The organism is Bradyrhizobium sp. 157 (assembly GCF_023073815.1).
GTDB lineage: Bacteria > Pseudomonadota > Alphaproteobacteria > Rhizobiales > Xanthobacteraceae > Bradyrhizobium.
The window spans coordinates 138,843-155,821 of the sequence record NZ_JADPKF010000038.1 but is presented as its reverse complement, the minus strand read 5'-3'; the positions used below and the strand labels follow the sequence as shown (position 1 = coordinate 155,821).

The following is a 16,979-nucleotide window of genomic DNA, read 5'->3' as shown; positions in this document are numbered from 1 at the left end:
GTTTCCCAGAAAAGTTGTGCTCTTCTTGTCATCGCGAGCGAAGCGAAGCAATCCATAAATCGCGCTGCGGCGGCACCCTGGATTGCTTCGTCGCTTCGCTCCTCGCAATGACGGTGCAGGTTCCTATTTCTTACCGTACGACACGCCCATCCCGGCGCGCACGTCGGCCTGGATGCCATAGGGCGCGATCGGATAGCGCAGGCCGTTCTTCGCGAGCTGCTTCATGCCTACGATGGCCTTGGCAAGATGCTCCGGCTTGAGCGCCATCAGCATCTCTTCGTCGGGCACGCCGCCATAACGCCGTTCCGCAAAGCACGGCAGCGACAGAGAAGGCTCGCCGGTTTTCAGTGCCCTGCCCCAGGAATCCGCGCATGCAGTCTCGCCGACCACGCCCCATTCGAACTTCTTGTAACCGGTATATTGCAGGCCGTTGATCAGAATGATCATCTGGCCGGGCGTGGCGTAGACCAGACAAATATCCGGCGGATTGAGCCGACCGCTGGTCAGCGGGCTCACCGCCATTGCCTGATATTGGCCGAAAGGCACAACGTCGAGCGCTTCCTGACGCTTGCGTGCGTCTTCGGCGGTGCCGTGCCAGACGCCGACGTAATTTTCCCCCGCGAGCCACTTCTCGTCCTGCGGCGCAAGTCCGATCACGGCACGGCATTGCGCGCCGACGAGATCATCGCCGGTAATGCCGACGGTCCAGCCGAGCCGCGAAGCCATGCTGACGATCTGGTCGGTGGTATGGACGGCCGACGGACGCCGGATCTTCGGGATCGCCATCATATCTTCCACGCTGGCAAACATCTTGATGCCGATCACGGTCGTCTTGAGCCGAAGCAGGCTGTTCAGGTCGGCCACCATGCCGGCCAAATCGAATGCTTCCGGCGGCGTCTGCTGTTGCATGGCGTCAACTCCCAATCGGCGCGCTTAAGCGGCGCTTTGTCCTTCGATATTAGCCCGGCTGGCTGCCCGCTGCTACTTTGCCGGACCCGGCAACAACTCGTCGATCTTGCCGGTGGCGCGGTAGGCGATCAGGCCCATCCATTCGCGCACGGCGAGGTCGGTCCGTCCCAGTCCATCGATCGCGACGTTGGTGAAGCCAAATACATCGTCACGTCCGCCGACCCGCCAGTCGACGGGATGGGGTTCGACCGCAAATCCCGCCTTCCGGAACAAGCCGACCGATCGCGGCATATGGAAGGCCGACGTCACCAGCAGCCAGCGCTCGCCGTCCTTGGGCGCAAGCAAGGCTTTGGAGAATTCCGCGTTCTCGTGCGTGTTGCGGGAACCACGTTCCATGATCAGCCGCGATTTGTCGATGCCGAGGCTTTCAAAGATAGCGCCGGCGAAATCGGCTTCCCTGGCGTCGTTCGAAATCAGCTTCGCGCTGCCGCCGGAGAACACAATACGCGCCTTCGGGTAGCGGTGTGCCAGCGCGGCAGCCGCGATCAGGCGATCCGGCGAGCTGCGCACCACCGGTGTGCCATGCGCAGTGGAGAGATCGGCTTCGATGGATGCGCCGAGCACGATGATGCCGTCAGGTGGGCCGCGCGAGCTGTCCCACGGCGGAAAGCGCTGCTCCAGCGGATAGAGCAAGAGATTCCCGAGCGGCGACAGCCCGCAAATGACGAGCAGCAGAACGGCTGCGATCACCAGCTTGCGGCCGAGCGATGCAAAGCGGGTGAACATCAGGATGGCGCCGATAAAGCCTACGCCGATCAGCAAATTCGTCGGCAACAGCAGAAAGCCGAGCGTCTTGGAGAGGACAAAAAACAAGCGAAGCCTCTGACAATGTCTGGTACAGCGTCATACGACGCCATTGCAGCAACCAAAAGCCCTCCCGCATGTCCAATCATCACCTGCATTCCAGCCCCGAAACCTGCCACTGGGGCTTCTTTGAAGCCAAATTGAAGCCCGTCCTGACCATTGCCAGCGGCGACGAAGTCACGATCGACACCGTGACCGGCGGCCCGGACGTGGTGCCCGATCGCAGCCAATTTCACGTCCCTCCCGAGCTTGCCGACATTCACGCGTATAGCGAGCGGATGCTGCCGGGACATATTCTTACCGGCCCGGTCGCCGTGGAGGGAGCCGAGCCCGGCGACGTGCTGGAGGTCGATATTCTCGACGTTCGGCTGCGCCAGGATTGGGGATACAATCTGATCCGTCCGCTGGCGGGCACCTTGCCCGACGATTTTCATGAGACCCGGATCCTGAACATTCCGCTCGACCGCGAGCGGATGGTAGGACGGATGCCGTGGGGGCTCGACCTGCCGTTGGCGCCGTTTTTCGGCGTGATGGGCGTGGCGCCGCCGCCCGCCTGGGGCCGCATCACCTCGCTGATTCCGCGCGCGATGGGTGGCAACCTCGACAACAAGGAATTGGGCGCCGGCGCCAAACTGTATCTGCCGGTGTTCGTGCCGGGCGCGCTGTTCTCCTGCGGCGACGGCCACGGCGTGCAGGGCGATGGCGAGGTCTGCGTCACCGCGATCGAAACCGCGCTGCAGGGCCGCTTCCGCCTGACATTGCGCAAGGACCTGCGGCTCGCCTATCCGCGCGCAGAAACATCAACGCATTACATGACGATGGCGATGGACCCCGATCTCGATCAATGCGTGGTGCGGGCGCTGCGCGACATGATCGTGCTGCTCGGCGAGAAGCGCAATCTGTCGCGCGAGGATGCCTACACGCTCTGCAGCCTCGCCGCCGATCTGCGCGTGACGCAAACGGTAAACGGCTCCAAGGGCATTCACTGCATGATCGCGAAGGCAGTCGTGCACGGCTGATCGGACGGCCCGCGGCTCCTCAAAAAGGAGACAGCAGCTTCAGCCGCGCGTGAAATAATACGCTGGTCTTTCCGACCAATGCAGTCCCCTGCACCTGCGCGCCATCGGCGGCGTACGACCCGCTGAAGCCGCAAGTGACTTCGCGCCCCCCGAACAGTGGCCGGCTGCCTGCTGATTTCGTGTGCTCGTTGGTGATCAACTCACCGCGCCACTTGCCGCGATCCGCGGTGTATGAGCCCGTGTAGTAGAAATAGGAGTCTCCGCCGGCGATCTTGCCGTCGCGCAGCACGATCACGCCGTGCGCGCGGCCATGGCCGCCGTCCGTCATCTCGATCTGGATGGTGTAGAGACCGTTCGTTACCGTCATTGCGCCCATGCCGCCGTCCCAGGATATCATCGGCATTCCCTGCAGCGCGAAGCAATGGGGAAATGGCCCGCACGGCTGGATCGTTTCGCCGCGCCTGTAACCGCCATTAAGGCTGCCGCGCGCTGCGCGTCATGGGGCGCTCAGCTAATCCACAAACCCGGCTTCGACTTTTAATATGTTTTTTCAAATGGATAGGGAGCTATCCACAAGTCGTTTGACTCATGTGTGCAAAACTAAATAGAGTCGAAATAGTAACTTTTCAGTACATCATTTAAAAGTTAGCGTTCCCCATGGCTACAGAAAAAGCCGAAACCGACCGCGTTCCCGTGACCTTGGCGCTCTCGACCATCGCTTATCTCGAAAGACTGGTGAGACAGGGCACCCACGGCACAAGTGTTCCCGGCGTTGCACGGACCCTGATCGAGGAAGGCATTCGGCTCGCCATCAAGGATGGGCTGCTTGCGATCCGCGACAACGGCAAGGCGTCCTGACGGGAGCAGCGCGGCGGTTTCACAGAATGTGGAACCGAGAAAATGCTTACGAACGTACCGACCTGGACCACCGATCGCGTCGAACTCCTGAAGAGCCATTTTGAAGCCGGCCTCACCTGCCGCGAGATCGCGGCCAGCATCGGCGTCAGCCGTAACGCCGTGATCGGCAAACTCTCGCGCCTTCAATTGACGCGCGGCCCCGCCCCCGCCGAACCGCGTCCGACCAAGGCTGCCAGAGAGCGCTCGCGGAAATCCGTCCCCAGGCTGCAGTATCAAGTCCTGCAAGCCGTCTACGAAAACGCGCAGCCGTTCCAGGAAGAGCCGATTATCAGCGACAATCGTTGCTCGCTGCTCGAGCTCAGCAATGAAAGATGCCGCTGGCCGATCAGCACGCCAGGCGCAGAGGATTTCTGCTTTTGCGGCAATACGCCGGTGGAAGGCATGCCCTATTGCTCAGGGCATACCCGCCTCGCCTACCGCCCGGGTTCGCGTCAGCGCGTCTCGCGCGCGTGAGCGGCGTCAGTTGCCGTGATGACGCGTCCAGAATGCAAAGTGTCGGTTCTGATTTCATCAGAACCGATCGGTTGCTACCCGAGCCGCCAGCCGACCTCTTCCGTAAAGCTCTTGTAGAACTCCGGCGTGTAGGCCTTCTCCGGGGCTTGCCGCACCCGCTCGTCGAGCTTGTGAGCATCGTCGCCGACGAGGATCCGCCAGCGTTCGGCCTTGACGCCGTCGAGGATGATTTTTGCCGCGGCCGCCGCCGTGGTCGGCGCCTCCTCGCGGAAGGAGCGCGCGCGGTCGAGCGCGATCTTCTGGATGTCGTCGTCCGACATCGGCGCGGTGTCAATTCCCATGCCGTTCAGGCGCTGCCGCGTCGCCAAAATTTCGTTCGGGCTGAGTTCATCGGATTCCGCCCCGCTCTGAATCTTGCGCGAATTGGCAACGATCGAGGTGCCGATATGCCCGGGCATTACGACGGAGCATTTGATGTGCGGAGCGTTGAGTCGCAGATCGGTCATCAGCGCTTCGGTAAAGCCTTTCACCGCGAACTTGGCGGCGCTGTAGGCGGTATGCGGCACGCCCGGGCCGACCGACGCCCAGAAGCCGTTGACGCTCGATGTGTTGATGATGTGGGCCTCGTCGGCCTTCATCATAAGCGGCAAGAAGGTGCGGACGCCGAGATAGACGCCGCCCCAACAGATGTTGAAGGTGCGTTCCCACTGCTCGCGCGTGTTGGTGAACAGGCTGCCGCCGCCGCCGATGCCGGCATTGTTGAACAACAGATGGATCTTGTCGGTCGCCTGCTGCTCGATCAGCTCGTCACGGAAGCGCTGCAGATGCGCCTCGATCGAGACGTCGGCGACGTGAGTGGTTACGCGCAGGCCCTGCGGCAGCCTTTCCGCTTCGCACAGCCGCTTGGTCTCGGCCATCGCTTCCGGCGAGACGTCGCACATCGCCACATTGCAACCTTCGGCGACGAGCTGACGCGCGAGCTCGCGACCCATGCCCGTGCCGCCCCCGGTGATCACGGCGAACTTTCCGGCAAAATCCTTCATTGAGACGCTTACCTCGGTTTTCAATTTTTGAGTTGGGGCGCTCATGGCATGGAGGCCCGTGCGGAAGGACAGTAACAGGTGGGAGCTGCCGGTAAAGCCGCCCGCGAGACGGGCGGCTCGATTGTCTCGCAGGCGTTTTCGCGTCGCGGAATTTACTCCGCGGCCTCGCGCGAGCCGCCCAGCGCACCCAATCCCTCCAGCGCCTTGCTGATTGCGGCCTGCTGCGCGGGCGATGCTTCCGGCATCGGCGCGCGGGAGCATGTCGTCGGCAGCCCCTGCAGCGACTGCGCATAGCGCGTGCATGCCGGCAGATTGTCCGAGACGATCGCGTTCCACAGCGTCAGCAGTTTCCTGTGCAGCTCGAGGGCGCGAGTATGATTGCCTGCCTTGACCACGTTCCAGAGCTCAACGGAAGCATGCGGCGCGGCGCTCAAGATCGCCGCGATCGAACCATGCGCGCCGAGCGTATAGGACGGATACATCAGCGCATCGACGGCACTGTAGATCAGTTTGTCCGGCGCCATCATCATGAGATCGGCAAACAATTTCAGATCGCCCGCGCTCTGTTTGACGCCTACGACGAGCGGCACCTCGTTCATGATCCGCGTCAGTAGCGCCGGCGAGAGGTACGACCAGGGCAGAACGTTGTAGATGATGATCGGCATGCCGGTTTCGTCGGCCATGCAGCGGAAATGGTCGACCATCGCCTCCTCGTCCGGCTTGAACAGATAGTGCACCGGCGTCACCTGAAGTGCTGCGACATCCATGTCGCGCACCAGCTTGCCGCGCCGGATCGCGTCGCGGGTGGAATCGACGATGATGCCGGCGATCACGGGCGCACGCCCTTTCGCGGCCTCCACCGTCGCCGCCACCAGATCACGATACTCCTCGTGATCGAGCGTATGCCCCTCCCCGGTCGAACCGCCGGCCGCCACGCCATGGCAGCCGGCCGCGATCAGCCAGTCGACCTGCGATGCAACGAGTTTGAAATCGATCTCGCCGTCTTTCCGGAACGGCGTCGTCATCGGCGGTATCACGCCTGTGGGGCGTACTGTCATCGGCCTGCCCTCGCTGTTTCCATCCGTTGCATGCGGGCGTATTCCCCGCTTTCGCAAGACCAACCGTACCGAAGGTCGGAACGGCGATCCAGTTGCGGAATTGACAAGGCAGAGTAGCGGAAACGCCGCGTCATACGCACGCGCTTGGTCTCAACCACGGATCACATCCCGCGTTCCCGGCGGCCTTCGACCGGTGACAGCCAGTTAATGTCGGAGCAGCGTTGTCCAGCGCCGGCGTCGACGGTCAGATCGGCGATAACGATTGCGAGCCCATGCAGGGCGCGCTTCACACATTGCGGGCTGATCGTCTCGGGTCAGCGCTTGCAGATGTCGCGGGTTGCTTGCTCGCCGCGCATGACCTGCATTATTTCGGCCGGTGCAAAACTGCCGAAATCGGCACCCACGAGCGTACCGTAGCGACGGTGGTTCTTGAGCATGAGCAACAAGCGATCGCCGACATTTTCGATGTCACGTGCGTCGCTGGCTGATATCGCTGGCTTGCCCGCGGAAGCGCCGGTCTGCTTCGCGTGGGCAAAGAACTTCGTGGTGGCTTCTACTGCCGCTGCGCGGTTATCGGCGTCGCAGAGTTCGCGATCGTCCTGCGCATAAATGCAGTCCGCCAACTCTCCCCATTTGATAGCCACAGAAACTGTCCGGTATTCGGATCTCGAATCTTCTGGCTTGCCAGCCAAGGTGGAAATGTTCGCCTGCATGGTGCCGGCCTTCAGGATGAAATATGCAGCACTTGGCTCCATCTTCATCGCGTCCGGACCGACGTCCACTACGCGGAAAATGCAGCGCCGCACGACCGGCGCGACTTCCGGCCGGCCGAGGCGATTGGCGTCGGCGAACAACGAAACACTAGGCCCGACCGAGACGAAACTTGACATCGCACTCGATACTTTCGGGGCCCAGATCCACCCGCCGACCACGAGGAAGCCTCCGACGAAGGCCAGGATGAGGGTGAGAACCTGACGGATCAATTTTCAAGCTCCCGCTGCTAAGCCCTGGGGCAGTTGTCGGTCGCGCCCTTGTAGCGATCGAGCATCGGCTTCATCGCTGCGGGCACGCTCCAGCCGAAATCGGCCTTGATCAGCCGGCCATTGCCAGTGTCCATCATCAGTGCGGCATTGATCGCGCGGTTGCGTGGACTGTCCCAGAGATCCCTGACGGTGGACATTTCTGATTCGCCATATCGCTTGGCGGTATTCATCATCTCATCGAATTTCGCAAAATAGCGACTGATGTAATCGACGATGTAGGCGCGATTGTCCCGCTCGCAGATCGCGTTCGGATGCGTGACGAGATAGCAGTTCAGCGCCGCCGTCATTTCTTTCGCGCTGGTGAGGTCGCGCCAATCGACGCGATGCTTGTCGGTCGAAAGCCTCGGGAGCTGCCCGTCCCTTTCGGGGTGTTCAAGCGCGGGGTAACACGCCTCGCGTATCTTGGCCGCTTTCCATTCGCCCATGCGATCGCCGCCCGGCAGGTAATCTCCGGAACGGCCCAGGACAAAATAGTTGATCAGGTTAACGCCCAGAAATATGCCGCCCAAAACGAAGGCTGCACGCATCAAAAAATTCATGACCCCACGCACCTGCAGAGGTTGCAATCCGCTCTATATAGCGGCGTCCGGATGTGCCGAGAAGGTTGGTGCCGGTTAGATCTGCCGGTTGGGTTAAGCCGGACTTAGCTGCCGGCATGCCCAGGAACGCCGGGCGTCTCCGGCCTGTTGGGATGCGCAGGTATCGAGCTTGGTCATGAAAGCTACAGATATTTCGCGGCCCGCGTAGCTTGAACCTTGAGCCCGCGGCAGCGACCTACATACCGGAGGCAGTATCAATAAAATAAGACGGGAGGCCGCCATGACCGAGTGGCGCGATAGTATGGTCGATCGACCGGAAACGGATGGTGCGACCTATTTGACGGGCTGGACAGTCAGCGGAATAGCTGTGCTAGGCGCCATTGTTGCCGTCTGGGTTCTCGGCATCTAGCAGCCATCAAAATCGCTATCCGTGAAAATGAATGGTCGGAGCGAAAGGATTTGAACCTTCGACCCCTAGTCTCCCAGACTAGTGCGCTAACCGGGCTGCGCCACGCTCCGATGCCGTTCCATTAGCTGCGATCAGCGCCCGGCGCAAGGCAGGAGAACGGCCCATTGCGGCCGGCAGGCCGCCGGTTCCGCTCGCCCGCTCAGCCGTCCTTCAGCGCGTTGTCCAGCAATTGCTTGCAGGCGATCAGATCTTGCAGCACCCGCTCCAGGCGCTCGCGGTCGGCGTCCGACGGCCCCGGCTTGGCCCTCGCTAACGGCAGCAAAATGCCGTCGTCGTCGGTATCGACGAAGCGGTAGTCGATTTCCTTCTCTTCGGTCTCGTAATCCTCGTCGTCGGCTGCGACGGTCGGGATCTCGCCCTCATCGGGCTCCTGCAGGCTGAGGCCGATCGCCTCCTCGACGGCGCCGAAGGTGACGGCTGAGGTCTGGTCAGCAAGGCCCTGCACCGATTTGATGCCGTGCTCTTTCAGGATCCGCTGCACGCCGCGGATCGTATAGCCCTCGCCGTACAGCAGGCGGCGGATTCCCTTGAGCAGATCGACGTCGTCCGGGCGATAGTAACGCCGCCCGCCGCTTCGCTTCATCGGCTTGATCTGGGCGAACCGCGTCTCCCAGAACCGCAGCACGTGCTGGGGAATGTCGAGCTCTTCAGCGACTTCGCTGATGGTGCGGAACGCATCCGGCGCTTTGTCCAAGTGCCAGCTCCTCTCAACTTAACTCGTTGGTGAAGACGCGGTACTCGCCTTGCTACGCAGCCGTGTTACTCGATCTCGCAGTCTTGTTAATCGGTCTTGCTTTCGCCGTTGCCGGGCGTGTGGCCGTTGATCCGCTGCTTCAGAATCGCCGACGGCTTGAACACCATCACGCGACGCGGCGAGATCGGCACTTCAGTACCGGTCTTCGGATTACGTCCGATACGCTGACCCTTCTTGCGCACCATGAAGGAGCCGAACGACGACAGCTTCACCGTCTCGCCCTTCTCGAGGCAATCAGTGATTTCTTTCAGAACGAGCTCGACAAACGCGGAGGATTCCGTTCGCGACAGGCCCACCTTCTGGTAGACCGCCTCGCACAAATCGACGCGTGTGACTGTTTTTCCGGTCCCGGTCATCGCCTGCCCCGCACTCTCGGCGAACAATTTATTCCCTGAAATTATGAGGTTAGCACGCAATGGTCAACAGCGACCATCATGCAGAAGCATGGAACCGCACTACAATTTTAGACAGTATTTTTGCGCTGCGTCTACCAGCGCACAAGCGCGGAACCCCAGGTGAATCCGCCCCCCATGGCCTCGAACAGCACCAGATCGCCCTTCTTTACCCGCCCGTCCTTGACGGCAACCGCAAGCGCCAGCGGGATCGACCCAGCCGACGTATTGCCGTGCAAGTCGACGGTCAGCACCACCTTTTGCGGCGCAATATGAAGCTTATGCGCCGAAGCATCGATGATTCGCTTGTTGGCCTGATGCGGGATGAACCAGTCGATGTCCTCGGCCGTCGTCCCGGTCGCATTGAAGGCGTCCACGATCACGTCCGTGATCATGCCGACCGCATGCTTGAACACTTCGCGGCCCTCCATCCGGAGATGGCCGACGGTCTGCGTCGTAGACGGGCCGCCGTCCACAAACAGCTTCGACTGGTGCCGGCCGTCCGAGCGCAGATGGGTCGTGAGCACGCCGCGATCGGAAGGCAAACCCGGCTGGTCCTGCGCCTCCAGCACGACCGCGCCGGCACCGTCGCCGAACAGCACACAAGTGCCGCGGTCGTTCCAGTCGAGAATGCGCGAAAACGTCTCCGCACCGATCACCAGCGCGCGCTTGTAGGCGCCGGAGCGGAGGAAATTGTCGGCGGTGGCGAGCGCGAAGACGAAGCCGGAACACACCGCCTGCAGATCGAAGGCGGCGCCATGATGGATACCGAGCCCGTTCTGGACTGCAACCGCGGTGGCCGGAAAGGTGTTGTCCGGCGTCGAGGTCGCGAGCACGATCAGGTCGATCGCCTGGGCGTCGAGACCGGCATGTTCCAGCGCCGCGCGCGCAGCGTTGATCGCCAGATGCGAGGTGAACTCGCCTTCGGCCGCGATGTGGCGCTCCCGAATGCCGGTACGCTGCACGATCCACTCATCCGAAGTATCGATTCGGGCCGCCAGTTCGGCATTGGTCAGCACCTTCTGCGGCAGGTAAGAGCCGCAGCCCAGCACCACCGAACGTTTCGCAGTCACGAGACAGCCTCCTGCGCGGTCGGTGCCAGCGCACTGCCGTCGCTCTTCATCATCTGATTGATCTTGGTGAGGAGATCGCAGCGGACCATCTCATAGCCAACATCGACTGCGTAGGCAAAGCCTTCGGCGGAGATTCCGCCATGGCTTTTGACAACCACGCCTTTCAGGCCGAGCAGCACACCGCCATTGGATTTGTTCGGATCGAGCTTGTCCCGCAGCGCCTTGAACGCGCTGCGGGCGAAAAGGTAGCCGATCCGGGACAGCCAACTGCTGGTCATGGCCTGGCGCAGGAAGTCCGCCATCTGGCGCGCAGTCCCCTCCGCGGCCTTCAACGCGATGTTGCCGCTAAAACCTTCCGACACGATCACATCGGCCGCGCCCTGGCCGATCCCGTCGCCCTCGACGAAGCCGATATAATTGAGCTGCGACGCGCGCAGCAGCTCGGCGGCCTCGCGGATTTCCTCGTGGCCCTTGATCTCCTCGACCCCGATGTTCAGGAGGCCGACAGTCGGCCGTTCCCGGTTCAACAGCACGCTCGCCATTGCGCTGCCCATCACTGCCAGCGCCACGAGATGGTGCGCATCGCCGCCGATCGTGGCACCGAGGTCGAGCACGACGGAATCGCCGCGCGCCGTCGGCCACACGCCGGCAATGGCCGGACGATCGATCCCTTGCATGGTGTGCAAATGGAAACGCGCCATCGCCATCAGCGCGCCGGTATTGCCCGCGGAGACCGCGACGTCGGCGTCACCTCTCTTCACCGCATCAATCGCAAGCCACATCGAGGACGTCTTGCGGCCGCGCCGCAGCGCCTGGCTCGGCTTGTCGTGCATGCTCACGGTGACGTCGGTGTGGATCACGCGCGACGCTTTTTTCAGGGCCGGGTACTTGGCGAGCTGTTCGTCGATCTGCTTGCTGTCGCCGCAGAGCAGGAATTCGCTGTCGGGATGCCGCTTCAAAGAAATTGCTGCGCCGGGAATGACGACCGATGCGCCGACATCGCCGCCCATGGCGTCAAGCGCGATTCGAACCTTTTGCGGCATGAACGTCCCGGAAACCTGATCTCTTGCGACCCTCGTAGAGCTCGGCCGCACACTGGAATGGCACCGTTAGGCGGTGCTCGGCGAAACGCAACACCGCGCCTCCGCCGGGCCGCGACAATAGCGTGTCCCCGGCCCGACACAACCTCTTGACCACCGTCTTTTGGCGAAAGCGAACCGGTGTGGCCCGAAGGCAAGAATAAGAAATATATTAAGATAATTCAATGCCTTATTGAGGAGTCCTAGCGAGACGGCGCAGCTACCTCAAACCGAATGCGGCTTCGTAGACTACTTTAACCGCCGGCTACTTGCCTTTGGGCTTCCTGGTGCCGGATTTCTTCGGTGCTGGCTTCAACGCCTTGAGTGCCGCGAATGGGTGATCCTCGGGATCGGCGGCTTCAACCATCGGCTCAAATACGGCGCCGGGCTTGCGCGGATATGGATCGACCGCGAGATACAAGGCATCGGTGGCGACCCTGCCGAGATCAATCATGCCATTCTCGATCGGCTCAGGCGGATCGGGTGTTTCCTCGTCGCTCTGCTCGGCGTCATCGACCAGCGCGGCCATCTGCGGGATCTGCTCGGCCGGAGCGAATATCAGGTCGATCGGCTCGTCGATCTCGTTCTCGATCTCTTCCAGCGTCACCACGCAGGTCTGCCCGATCCGTGCCCGCACATGGCCGGCGACATGGAAGCGGCCGCCGCTCTTTGGCGTCACATCGAAGGAAGCCTGCACCGATAGTACCGCGCGCAAGTCGCCCGTGTCGGCCACGGCCTTGCGGACGGCCTGATCGGCCTCGATGTCGCGATGGAGGCCCGTCTCGGGGATCTGCGCCACCGCAACGGGAACAGGCCACGGGTCGGGCTTCTCTGTGCCGGTCTTGCTCATCGCTGCGCGCCTGCTTTCTCCGGCGAGGGAAACTTGCCCCAGCCGCTCACCAAGGTCGCCTCGTCGAGGCTGTCGAGACCTGCCATTGCCGCCTCGGCGTAGGCGGCAAGCAGTCGGGCCTTTTCGATGTTCTCGCCGTTCAGGATATTCTTGCACATCGCCTGCGCCAGTGCCTCGCGGCCTTCGGTCAGCGCCAGGTCATAGGCCGCGGTCCGGCCATAGAAGGCTTCGGCGAAGGCCTGCATGCGCTTCGGCACCGTGAGGTCTCCGACCCCCATCTCGCGCAGATTATCGTCCATATCGTTGCAAAAATGGTCGAACAGCCCCTGCGACAGGGCCGCTCCCCCCTCGACCGATTTCAGCCGCCGCAAGACCAGCCACAAATGCACCAGAAGCAGGTCAAAACGGCCGTTAACCGTGTCCGGAACCCCAAAGTCCCGGTAAAACAACGGTTCTCGCGCCTGCGTCACGATCATGCCATAGATGGCCTCGATGGTGCCGCGCAGCGGCGTCCGGGGTTTCCTGAAGTGATTGAACGGCCAAAGCATTGTGGGTTCCGTCTGCGAGCCCTCCCGGGCCGCGCATGTTGCAATCCAGCGTGCTGCCCGGTACGTCAACCCACCGCGCGATGCAAGAGGACGGGCGAATTCCTGAGATGACCGAAATGAGCCACCTGAGCGCCCGCGTATCCTCGCCGCGCCGCCTGACCGCACGCCAGCGCGGTTTTCGCGCCGCCGCAGCCGTCGCACTGGTCTGCGCCGCGCTCGCCGGATGCACCGGCGAGCAGTTCCAGAAGGGCTATATCCTGCCGCCCAACGCGCTGGAGCAGATTCCGATCGGCGCCAGCCAGGACCAGGTGCTGATCGTGATGGGAACGCCATCGACGGTCGCGACCTTGAACGGCGAGGTGTTTTATTACATCTCGCAGCGCTCCGAGCGCAAAGTCGCGTTCATGAACCAGCAGGTCGTCGACCAGCGCGTGATCGCGATCTATTTCGACAAGAATCGCCAGGTGACGCGGCTCGCCAATTACGGATTACAGGACGGCAAGATCTTCGACTTCATCAGCCGCACCACGCCGACGTCCGGCCAGGAGCTCAGCTACCTGACGCCGCTGTTCAAGTTGCTCAGCTTTAATTAGAGCCGATCAGTTCTGATTCACTCTGTTCCGTGGCGCGGAAATCATGCGCCAAGTCGCCCGCTTGCTCTCTGCATGCGCGCTGCCTACGCTTTCCTGCAAACAATGATTCAGCAGGGAGTGAACTTGTGAAGATTAAAGCTATTTCTCGACGCCGCGTTTTGACCGGAGCTGCAGCCGTTTCAGCGGCAGCGATCTTGCCGCGCTCAAGCTTCGGCTCCGACTGGCGGCCGACCGAGACCGTGCGCCTCATCGTGCCGGCGGCACCAGGCGGCACCACCGACGTGATGGGGAGGTTGCTGGCCGCACATCTGCAGAAGGCGTGGGGCCAGTCCGCGGTCGTGGAAAACCGTTCCGGCGGCGGCGGCACCATCGGCACCGCCGAAGCCGTGCGCAGCAAGGGGGACGGACATACCATCCTCGTTGGCAATCCCGGCCCCAACGCGATCGCCTACAGCATCTTCCGCAACATGCCCTACAAGGCGGATCAGTTGCAGCCGGTTTCCAACTTGATCCGGATTCCAAATATCGTGTCGGCCCATCCGTCGACCGGCATCAAGTCGATCGGAGAACTGATCGCCTATATCAAGGCCAATCCGGACAAGCTCACCTATGCCTCGTCCGGCGTCGGACAGAGCCCGCACCTCACCGGTGCTTGGTTCCTGCAATTGACCGGCCTGAAGATGGTCCATGTGCCGTTCCGCGGCGCCGGCCCGGCGCTGCAGGCGGCGCTTGCCGGCGATATCCAGATCCTGTTCGACAATCTCTATCCGACGCTGCCGCAGGTTCTGGACGGCAAGCTCAATGCTCTGGCGGTGACTACGCCGGAGCGTGCCGCGCTGGCGCCCAACGTCCCCACCATGCGTGAGAGCGCACCGGAGCTTGCAAAATTCGACGTCTCATCCTGGTTCGGCATTTTCCTGCCGAAGAGTGTGCCCGCCCCTGTCCTCGACGCGCTCAACAAGGAGATCAAGGTCTTCCTGGAGCGCGATGACATCAAGGACCAGATGGCCAAGATCGGCGCACGCACCGATTATGGGACGCCGCAGCAGTATTCCGACTTCCTCCAGGCGGAGACGACGAAGTTCGGCGACATCATCAAGCGCGAAGGTCTGCAGATGGACGCGGGCTGAGCGCCAGACGTCTCATCCAAATCAAAACCCCGCGGCTCGCACCGCGGGGTTCTTTTTCGATCAGCCTCTCGCCGCACTCAGTGCGCCAGGATCGCCAGCAGCCACTCACGGCACCCGCTCGTCCATCTCCGGCCGCATCACCACGCTCTCCCGCGCAGTCGCCTCGTTGCGTGATCCCACGAAAACCGACGGCGTGGCGGCGCGATTGACCGCAACGTGGAGGACGCCCGCCGGAATGTAGATGTAGTCACCAAGATGCACCTTTTCACAGTGCTGTAGCTGGTCGCCGGTCCAGATCTCCAGCTCGTCCCCGCTCATCATGTAAAGCGCCGTCTCATGATGCTCGTGGACATGGGCTTTGGTGCGTCGGCCGGCCGGCAGTGTAATGATGCCGAGCCAGATCATTTTCGAGCCGACGGTCTCCGCGCTGATCCCCGGCTGATAGTCAGAACCCTGCTCGGCGCGGTAGCCGGCACTTCCCTTCACGACGAACCCCTTCCCGCCAGCTCCCGAGTCCACGCCGTGCCGTTCCCGTACGATCATGTTGCTCATTTTCATCTCTCCGGTTCGGGTTTTTACCCAACATGCGCAAGATCACTTGTCTGGAGGGCCGGAGTCTCAAAGATTGGTCCGAAAAATTCCAAATTCTTCCAAAGCCCGGTAAGCTCGCCGCATGCCCAGCGCGCCCTTCACCTTTGGCCCGTTCATGCTTGATCTGGATCGCGGAATGCTGTCGCGGGACGGCCGACCGGTCGCGGTCGGCCAAAAGGGCCGCCTCCTGCTGCAAGCTTTCCTGCAGTCGCCCGGCAAAATCCTCGACAAAGCGAGCCTGATGGACGCTGCCTGGCCTGGCGTCGGCGTGGAGGAAAGCAATCTGTCAGTCCAGATCGCGGCGCTGCGCAAGCTGCTCGGCACCGCGAAGGATGGCTCCGAATGGATCACGACCGTCCCGCGTGTCGGCTACCGGTTTGCCGGGCCGGTCGCTTCTCGGGCGCAGAGCGCCACACCGCAGCGCGCTGAGAGCAATGCCCAGTCGCGCCCCTCTATTGCGGTTCTGCCTTTCGGCATCATTGGCGAAGCCGACAAGGAATATCTCGCCGATGGGCTGACCGAAGATATCATCACGGCGCTATCGCGGTTTCGCTGGTTCCGAGTCATCGCGCGCGGTGCTGCCTTTATTTTCAAGGGTAAGCAGATTGATGTGCTGGAAGCCGCTCGCGAGCTTGGCGCACGTTACGTGTTGCAGGGAAGCGTTCGCCAATCCGCCCTTCGGCTGCGCATTACGGCTCAGTTCATCGACGCGAGCGACGGCAGCAATGTATGGGCGGAGCGCTACGATCTCGAGATGGCGGATGTCTTTGCGATCCAGGACGAGATCGCCGAGCGGGTAGCGGGTGCGATCGAGCCCGAGCTTCTCAAAAGCGAATCCTACGTTGCGGCCATGCGGCATACCGGCAACATGACCGCGTGGGACCTGGTGCGTCGGGGAATGTGGCATTTCCACAAGGTCACCCGCGACGGCCACCTGGCGGCGCGGGCGCTCTTTCGCCAAGCTTGTACAATCGACCCGGACTTGCCGGAATCCCACATCTGGCTCGGGCGCGTCAGCGCCGGGATAATCGCGTACGGCTGGAGCGACGCGCCCGGCGCGGACAGCAAGGAAGGCGTGGATGCCGCGGCGCACGCGATAGCACTCGATCCGAGAGATCCCTATGCGCACTACGCCTTCGCCATTGCGAACGCATACAGCAATGCGCCGCTGGTAGCTGTATCGGCAGCCGAGAAAGCGATCGCATTGAGCTCAAGCTTCGCATTGGGGCATCTGGTTCTCGGCCTGGCCCGTCTGTTCGCGGGCCTGGCACGAGAGGCAATCGAACCGCTTGAGCATGGCCTGGCGTTAAATCCGAACGATCCGCAGAATCTCACCTGGTACAATCTGCTCGCCTATGCACAGCTTCTCGCCGGAGAAGCCGAGCGCGCCCTTGCGACCGCCAACACGGTGCTCGCCATTCGCCCGACGTTTCGTCCGACACTGGAAACGCTCGCGTGCTGCCATGTCGCGCTCGGCAAGGTGGACGATGCACGCCGCTGCGCAAGCCGCATGAACGAGTTGACAGGGCCCGAGAGTCATTTCCTCGCGCCGCTAAAGCAACTGCATCCAGAATGGGACGAGCAGATATCGCAGATGCTCGACCGGGCTCGCGCATGAAAAACCCCGCGGCTCGCACCGCGGGGTTTTCTTTTT

The 16,979-nt window shown here is 62.1% G+C and carries 21 protein-coding genes and 1 tRNA gene; 7 read left to right on the top strand and 15 right to left on the bottom strand.

All coding sequences use genetic code 11. The features are described from left to right. Positions 1–123 precede the first annotated feature (123 nt). Positions 124–909, bottom strand: coding sequence for a DUF169 domain-containing protein (locus IVA95_RS09265; protein WP_247510228.1), 786 nt, complete (start codon positions 907–909; stop codon positions 124–126). Positions 910–981: 72 nt separating this feature from the next. Next, entirely contained in the window at positions 982–1,782 is an 801-nt protein-coding gene (locus tag IVA95_RS09260) for a YdcF family protein (protein WP_247510227.1), read from the bottom strand. 68 nt (positions 1,783–1,850) lie between these two features. Here IVA95_RS09260 and IVA95_RS09255 point away from each other — a divergent pair, with 68 nt between their 5' ends. Next, positions 1,851–2,792 (top strand): acetamidase/formamidase family protein, encoded by a 942-nt coding sequence (locus IVA95_RS09255; RefSeq protein ID WP_247510226.1) that lies wholly within the window; start codon positions 1,851–1,853, stop codon positions 2,790–2,792. Between the two features lie 19 nt (positions 2,793–2,811). On the opposite strand, the gene IVA95_RS09250 is transcribed toward IVA95_RS09255, so the two are convergent. Beyond that, positions 2,812–3,189, bottom strand: a complete 378-nt coding sequence (locus IVA95_RS09250) for a GrlR family regulatory protein (protein ID WP_247510225.1) — start codon at positions 3,187–3,189, stop codon at positions 2,812–2,814. Between the two features lie 260 nt (positions 3,190–3,449). On the opposite strand from IVA95_RS09250, the gene IVA95_RS09245 reads away from it, so the two are divergent. Both IVA95_RS09245 and IVA95_RS09240 read left to right on the top strand, forming a co-directional pair. Continuing rightward, positions 3,450–3,650: a hypothetical protein gene (locus tag IVA95_RS09245; RefSeq protein ID WP_213255505.1), complete on the top strand. Its 201-nt coding sequence runs from the start codon at positions 3,450–3,452 to the stop codon at positions 3,648–3,650. 42 nt (positions 3,651–3,692) lie between these two features. After that, on the top strand, positions 3,693–4,163 hold the full coding sequence (locus IVA95_RS09240) for a GcrA family cell cycle regulator (RefSeq protein ID WP_247510224.1): 471 nt from the start codon (positions 3,693–3,695) through the stop codon (positions 4,161–4,163). A 74-nt stretch (positions 4,164–4,237) separates the two neighbouring features. Here IVA95_RS09240 and IVA95_RS09235 read toward each other — a convergent pair whose 3' ends face one another. The 4 genes from IVA95_RS09235 to IVA95_RS09220 all read right to left on the bottom strand — a co-directional run bounded on the left by IVA95_RS09235 (position 4,238) and on the right by IVA95_RS09220 (position 7,846). Next, positions 4,238–5,206, bottom strand: a complete 969-nt coding sequence (locus IVA95_RS09235) for an SDR family NAD(P)-dependent oxidoreductase (protein ID WP_247510223.1) — start codon at positions 5,204–5,206, stop codon at positions 4,238–4,240. 152 nt (positions 5,207–5,358) lie between these two features. Further along, positions 5,359–6,264: a dihydrodipicolinate synthase family protein gene (locus IVA95_RS09230; protein ID WP_247510222.1), complete on the bottom strand. Its 906-nt coding sequence runs from the start codon at positions 6,262–6,264 to the stop codon at positions 5,359–5,361. A gap of 314 nt (positions 6,265–6,578) precedes the next feature. Continuing rightward, positions 6,579–7,247 carry a hypothetical protein gene (locus IVA95_RS09225; RefSeq protein ID WP_247510221.1) on the bottom strand — a complete coding sequence of 223 codons (669 nt, stop codon included), beginning with the start codon at positions 7,245–7,247 and terminating at the stop codon, positions 6,579–6,581. Positions 7,248–7,264: 17 nt separating this feature from the next. Continuing rightward, positions 7,265–7,846 carry a hypothetical protein gene (locus IVA95_RS09220; RefSeq protein ID WP_247510220.1) on the bottom strand — a complete coding sequence of 194 codons (582 nt, stop codon included), beginning with the start codon at positions 7,844–7,846 and terminating at the stop codon, positions 7,265–7,267. 280 nt (positions 7,847–8,126) lie between these two features. Here IVA95_RS09220 and IVA95_RS38750 point away from each other — a divergent pair, with 280 nt between their 5' ends. Next, entirely contained in the window at positions 8,127–8,255 is a 129-nt protein-coding gene (locus tag IVA95_RS38750) for a hypothetical protein (RefSeq protein WP_256470176.1), read from the top strand. 32 nt (positions 8,256–8,287) lie between these two features. On the opposite strand, the gene IVA95_RS09215 is transcribed toward IVA95_RS38750, so the two are convergent. The 7 genes from IVA95_RS09215 to IVA95_RS09185 form a co-directional block, all read right to left on the bottom strand. Further along, positions 8,288–8,365: transfer RNA gene (locus tag IVA95_RS09215), tRNA-Pro, on the bottom strand. Positions 8,366–8,454: 89 nt separating this feature from the next. Then, positions 8,455–9,009, bottom strand: coding sequence for a MerR family transcriptional regulator (locus IVA95_RS09210; RefSeq protein ID WP_247510219.1), 555 nt, complete (start codon positions 9,007–9,009; stop codon positions 8,455–8,457). An 86-nt stretch (positions 9,010–9,095) separates the two neighbouring features. After that, positions 9,096–9,425, bottom strand: a complete 330-nt coding sequence (locus IVA95_RS09205; protein WP_028345713.1) for an integration host factor subunit alpha — start codon at positions 9,423–9,425, stop codon at positions 9,096–9,098. A gap of 131 nt (positions 9,426–9,556) precedes the next feature. Further along, a complete protein-coding gene (locus IVA95_RS09200) occupies positions 9,557–10,534 on the bottom strand; it encodes a beta-ketoacyl-ACP synthase III (RefSeq protein ID WP_247510218.1) in 978 nt (325 codons plus the stop codon). After that, positions 10,531–11,577: a phosphate acyltransferase PlsX gene (gene plsX / locus IVA95_RS09195; RefSeq protein WP_247510217.1), complete on the bottom strand. Its 1,047-nt coding sequence runs from the start codon at positions 11,575–11,577 to the stop codon at positions 10,531–10,533. Before plsX ends, IVA95_RS09200 begins: the two co-directional genes overlap by 4 nt. Before the next feature lie 301 nt (positions 11,578–11,878). Then, the gene (locus IVA95_RS09190) at positions 11,879–12,463 is read right to left on the bottom strand and encodes a DUF177 domain-containing protein (protein ID WP_247510216.1); all 585 of its coding nucleotides are present in this window, start codon (positions 12,461–12,463) and stop codon (positions 11,879–11,881) included. Further along, positions 12,460–13,011: a ubiquinol-cytochrome C chaperone family protein gene (locus IVA95_RS09185; RefSeq protein WP_247510215.1), complete on the bottom strand. Its 552-nt coding sequence runs from the start codon at positions 13,009–13,011 to the stop codon at positions 12,460–12,462. Before IVA95_RS09185 ends, IVA95_RS09190 begins: the two co-directional genes overlap by 4 nt. A gap of 116 nt (positions 13,012–13,127) precedes the next feature. Between IVA95_RS09185 and bamE the strand changes: the two genes are divergently transcribed. Beyond that, a complete protein-coding gene (gene bamE / locus IVA95_RS09180) occupies positions 13,128–13,604 on the top strand; it encodes an outer membrane protein assembly factor BamE (protein ID WP_247510214.1) in 477 nt (158 codons plus the stop codon). Between the two features lie 125 nt (positions 13,605–13,729). Then, complete coding sequence (locus IVA95_RS09175; RefSeq protein ID WP_213255529.1) at positions 13,730–14,734, top strand: tripartite tricarboxylate transporter substrate binding protein; 1,005 nt, start codon at positions 13,730–13,732, stop codon at positions 14,732–14,734. 105 nt (positions 14,735–14,839) lie between these two features. Here IVA95_RS09175 and IVA95_RS09170 read toward each other — a convergent pair whose 3' ends face one another. Next, complete coding sequence (locus IVA95_RS09170) at positions 14,840–15,277, bottom strand: cupin domain-containing protein (RefSeq protein ID WP_247510243.1); 438 nt, start codon at positions 15,275–15,277, stop codon at positions 14,840–14,842. Between the two features lie 130 nt (positions 15,278–15,407). Here IVA95_RS09170 and IVA95_RS09165 point away from each other — a divergent pair, with 130 nt between their 5' ends. Beyond that, the gene (locus IVA95_RS09165; protein WP_247510213.1) at positions 15,408–16,943 is read left to right on the top strand and encodes a winged helix-turn-helix domain-containing protein; all 1,536 of its coding nucleotides are present in this window, start codon (positions 15,408–15,410) and stop codon (positions 16,941–16,943) included. Positions 16,944–16,979: the final 36 nt, after the last annotated feature.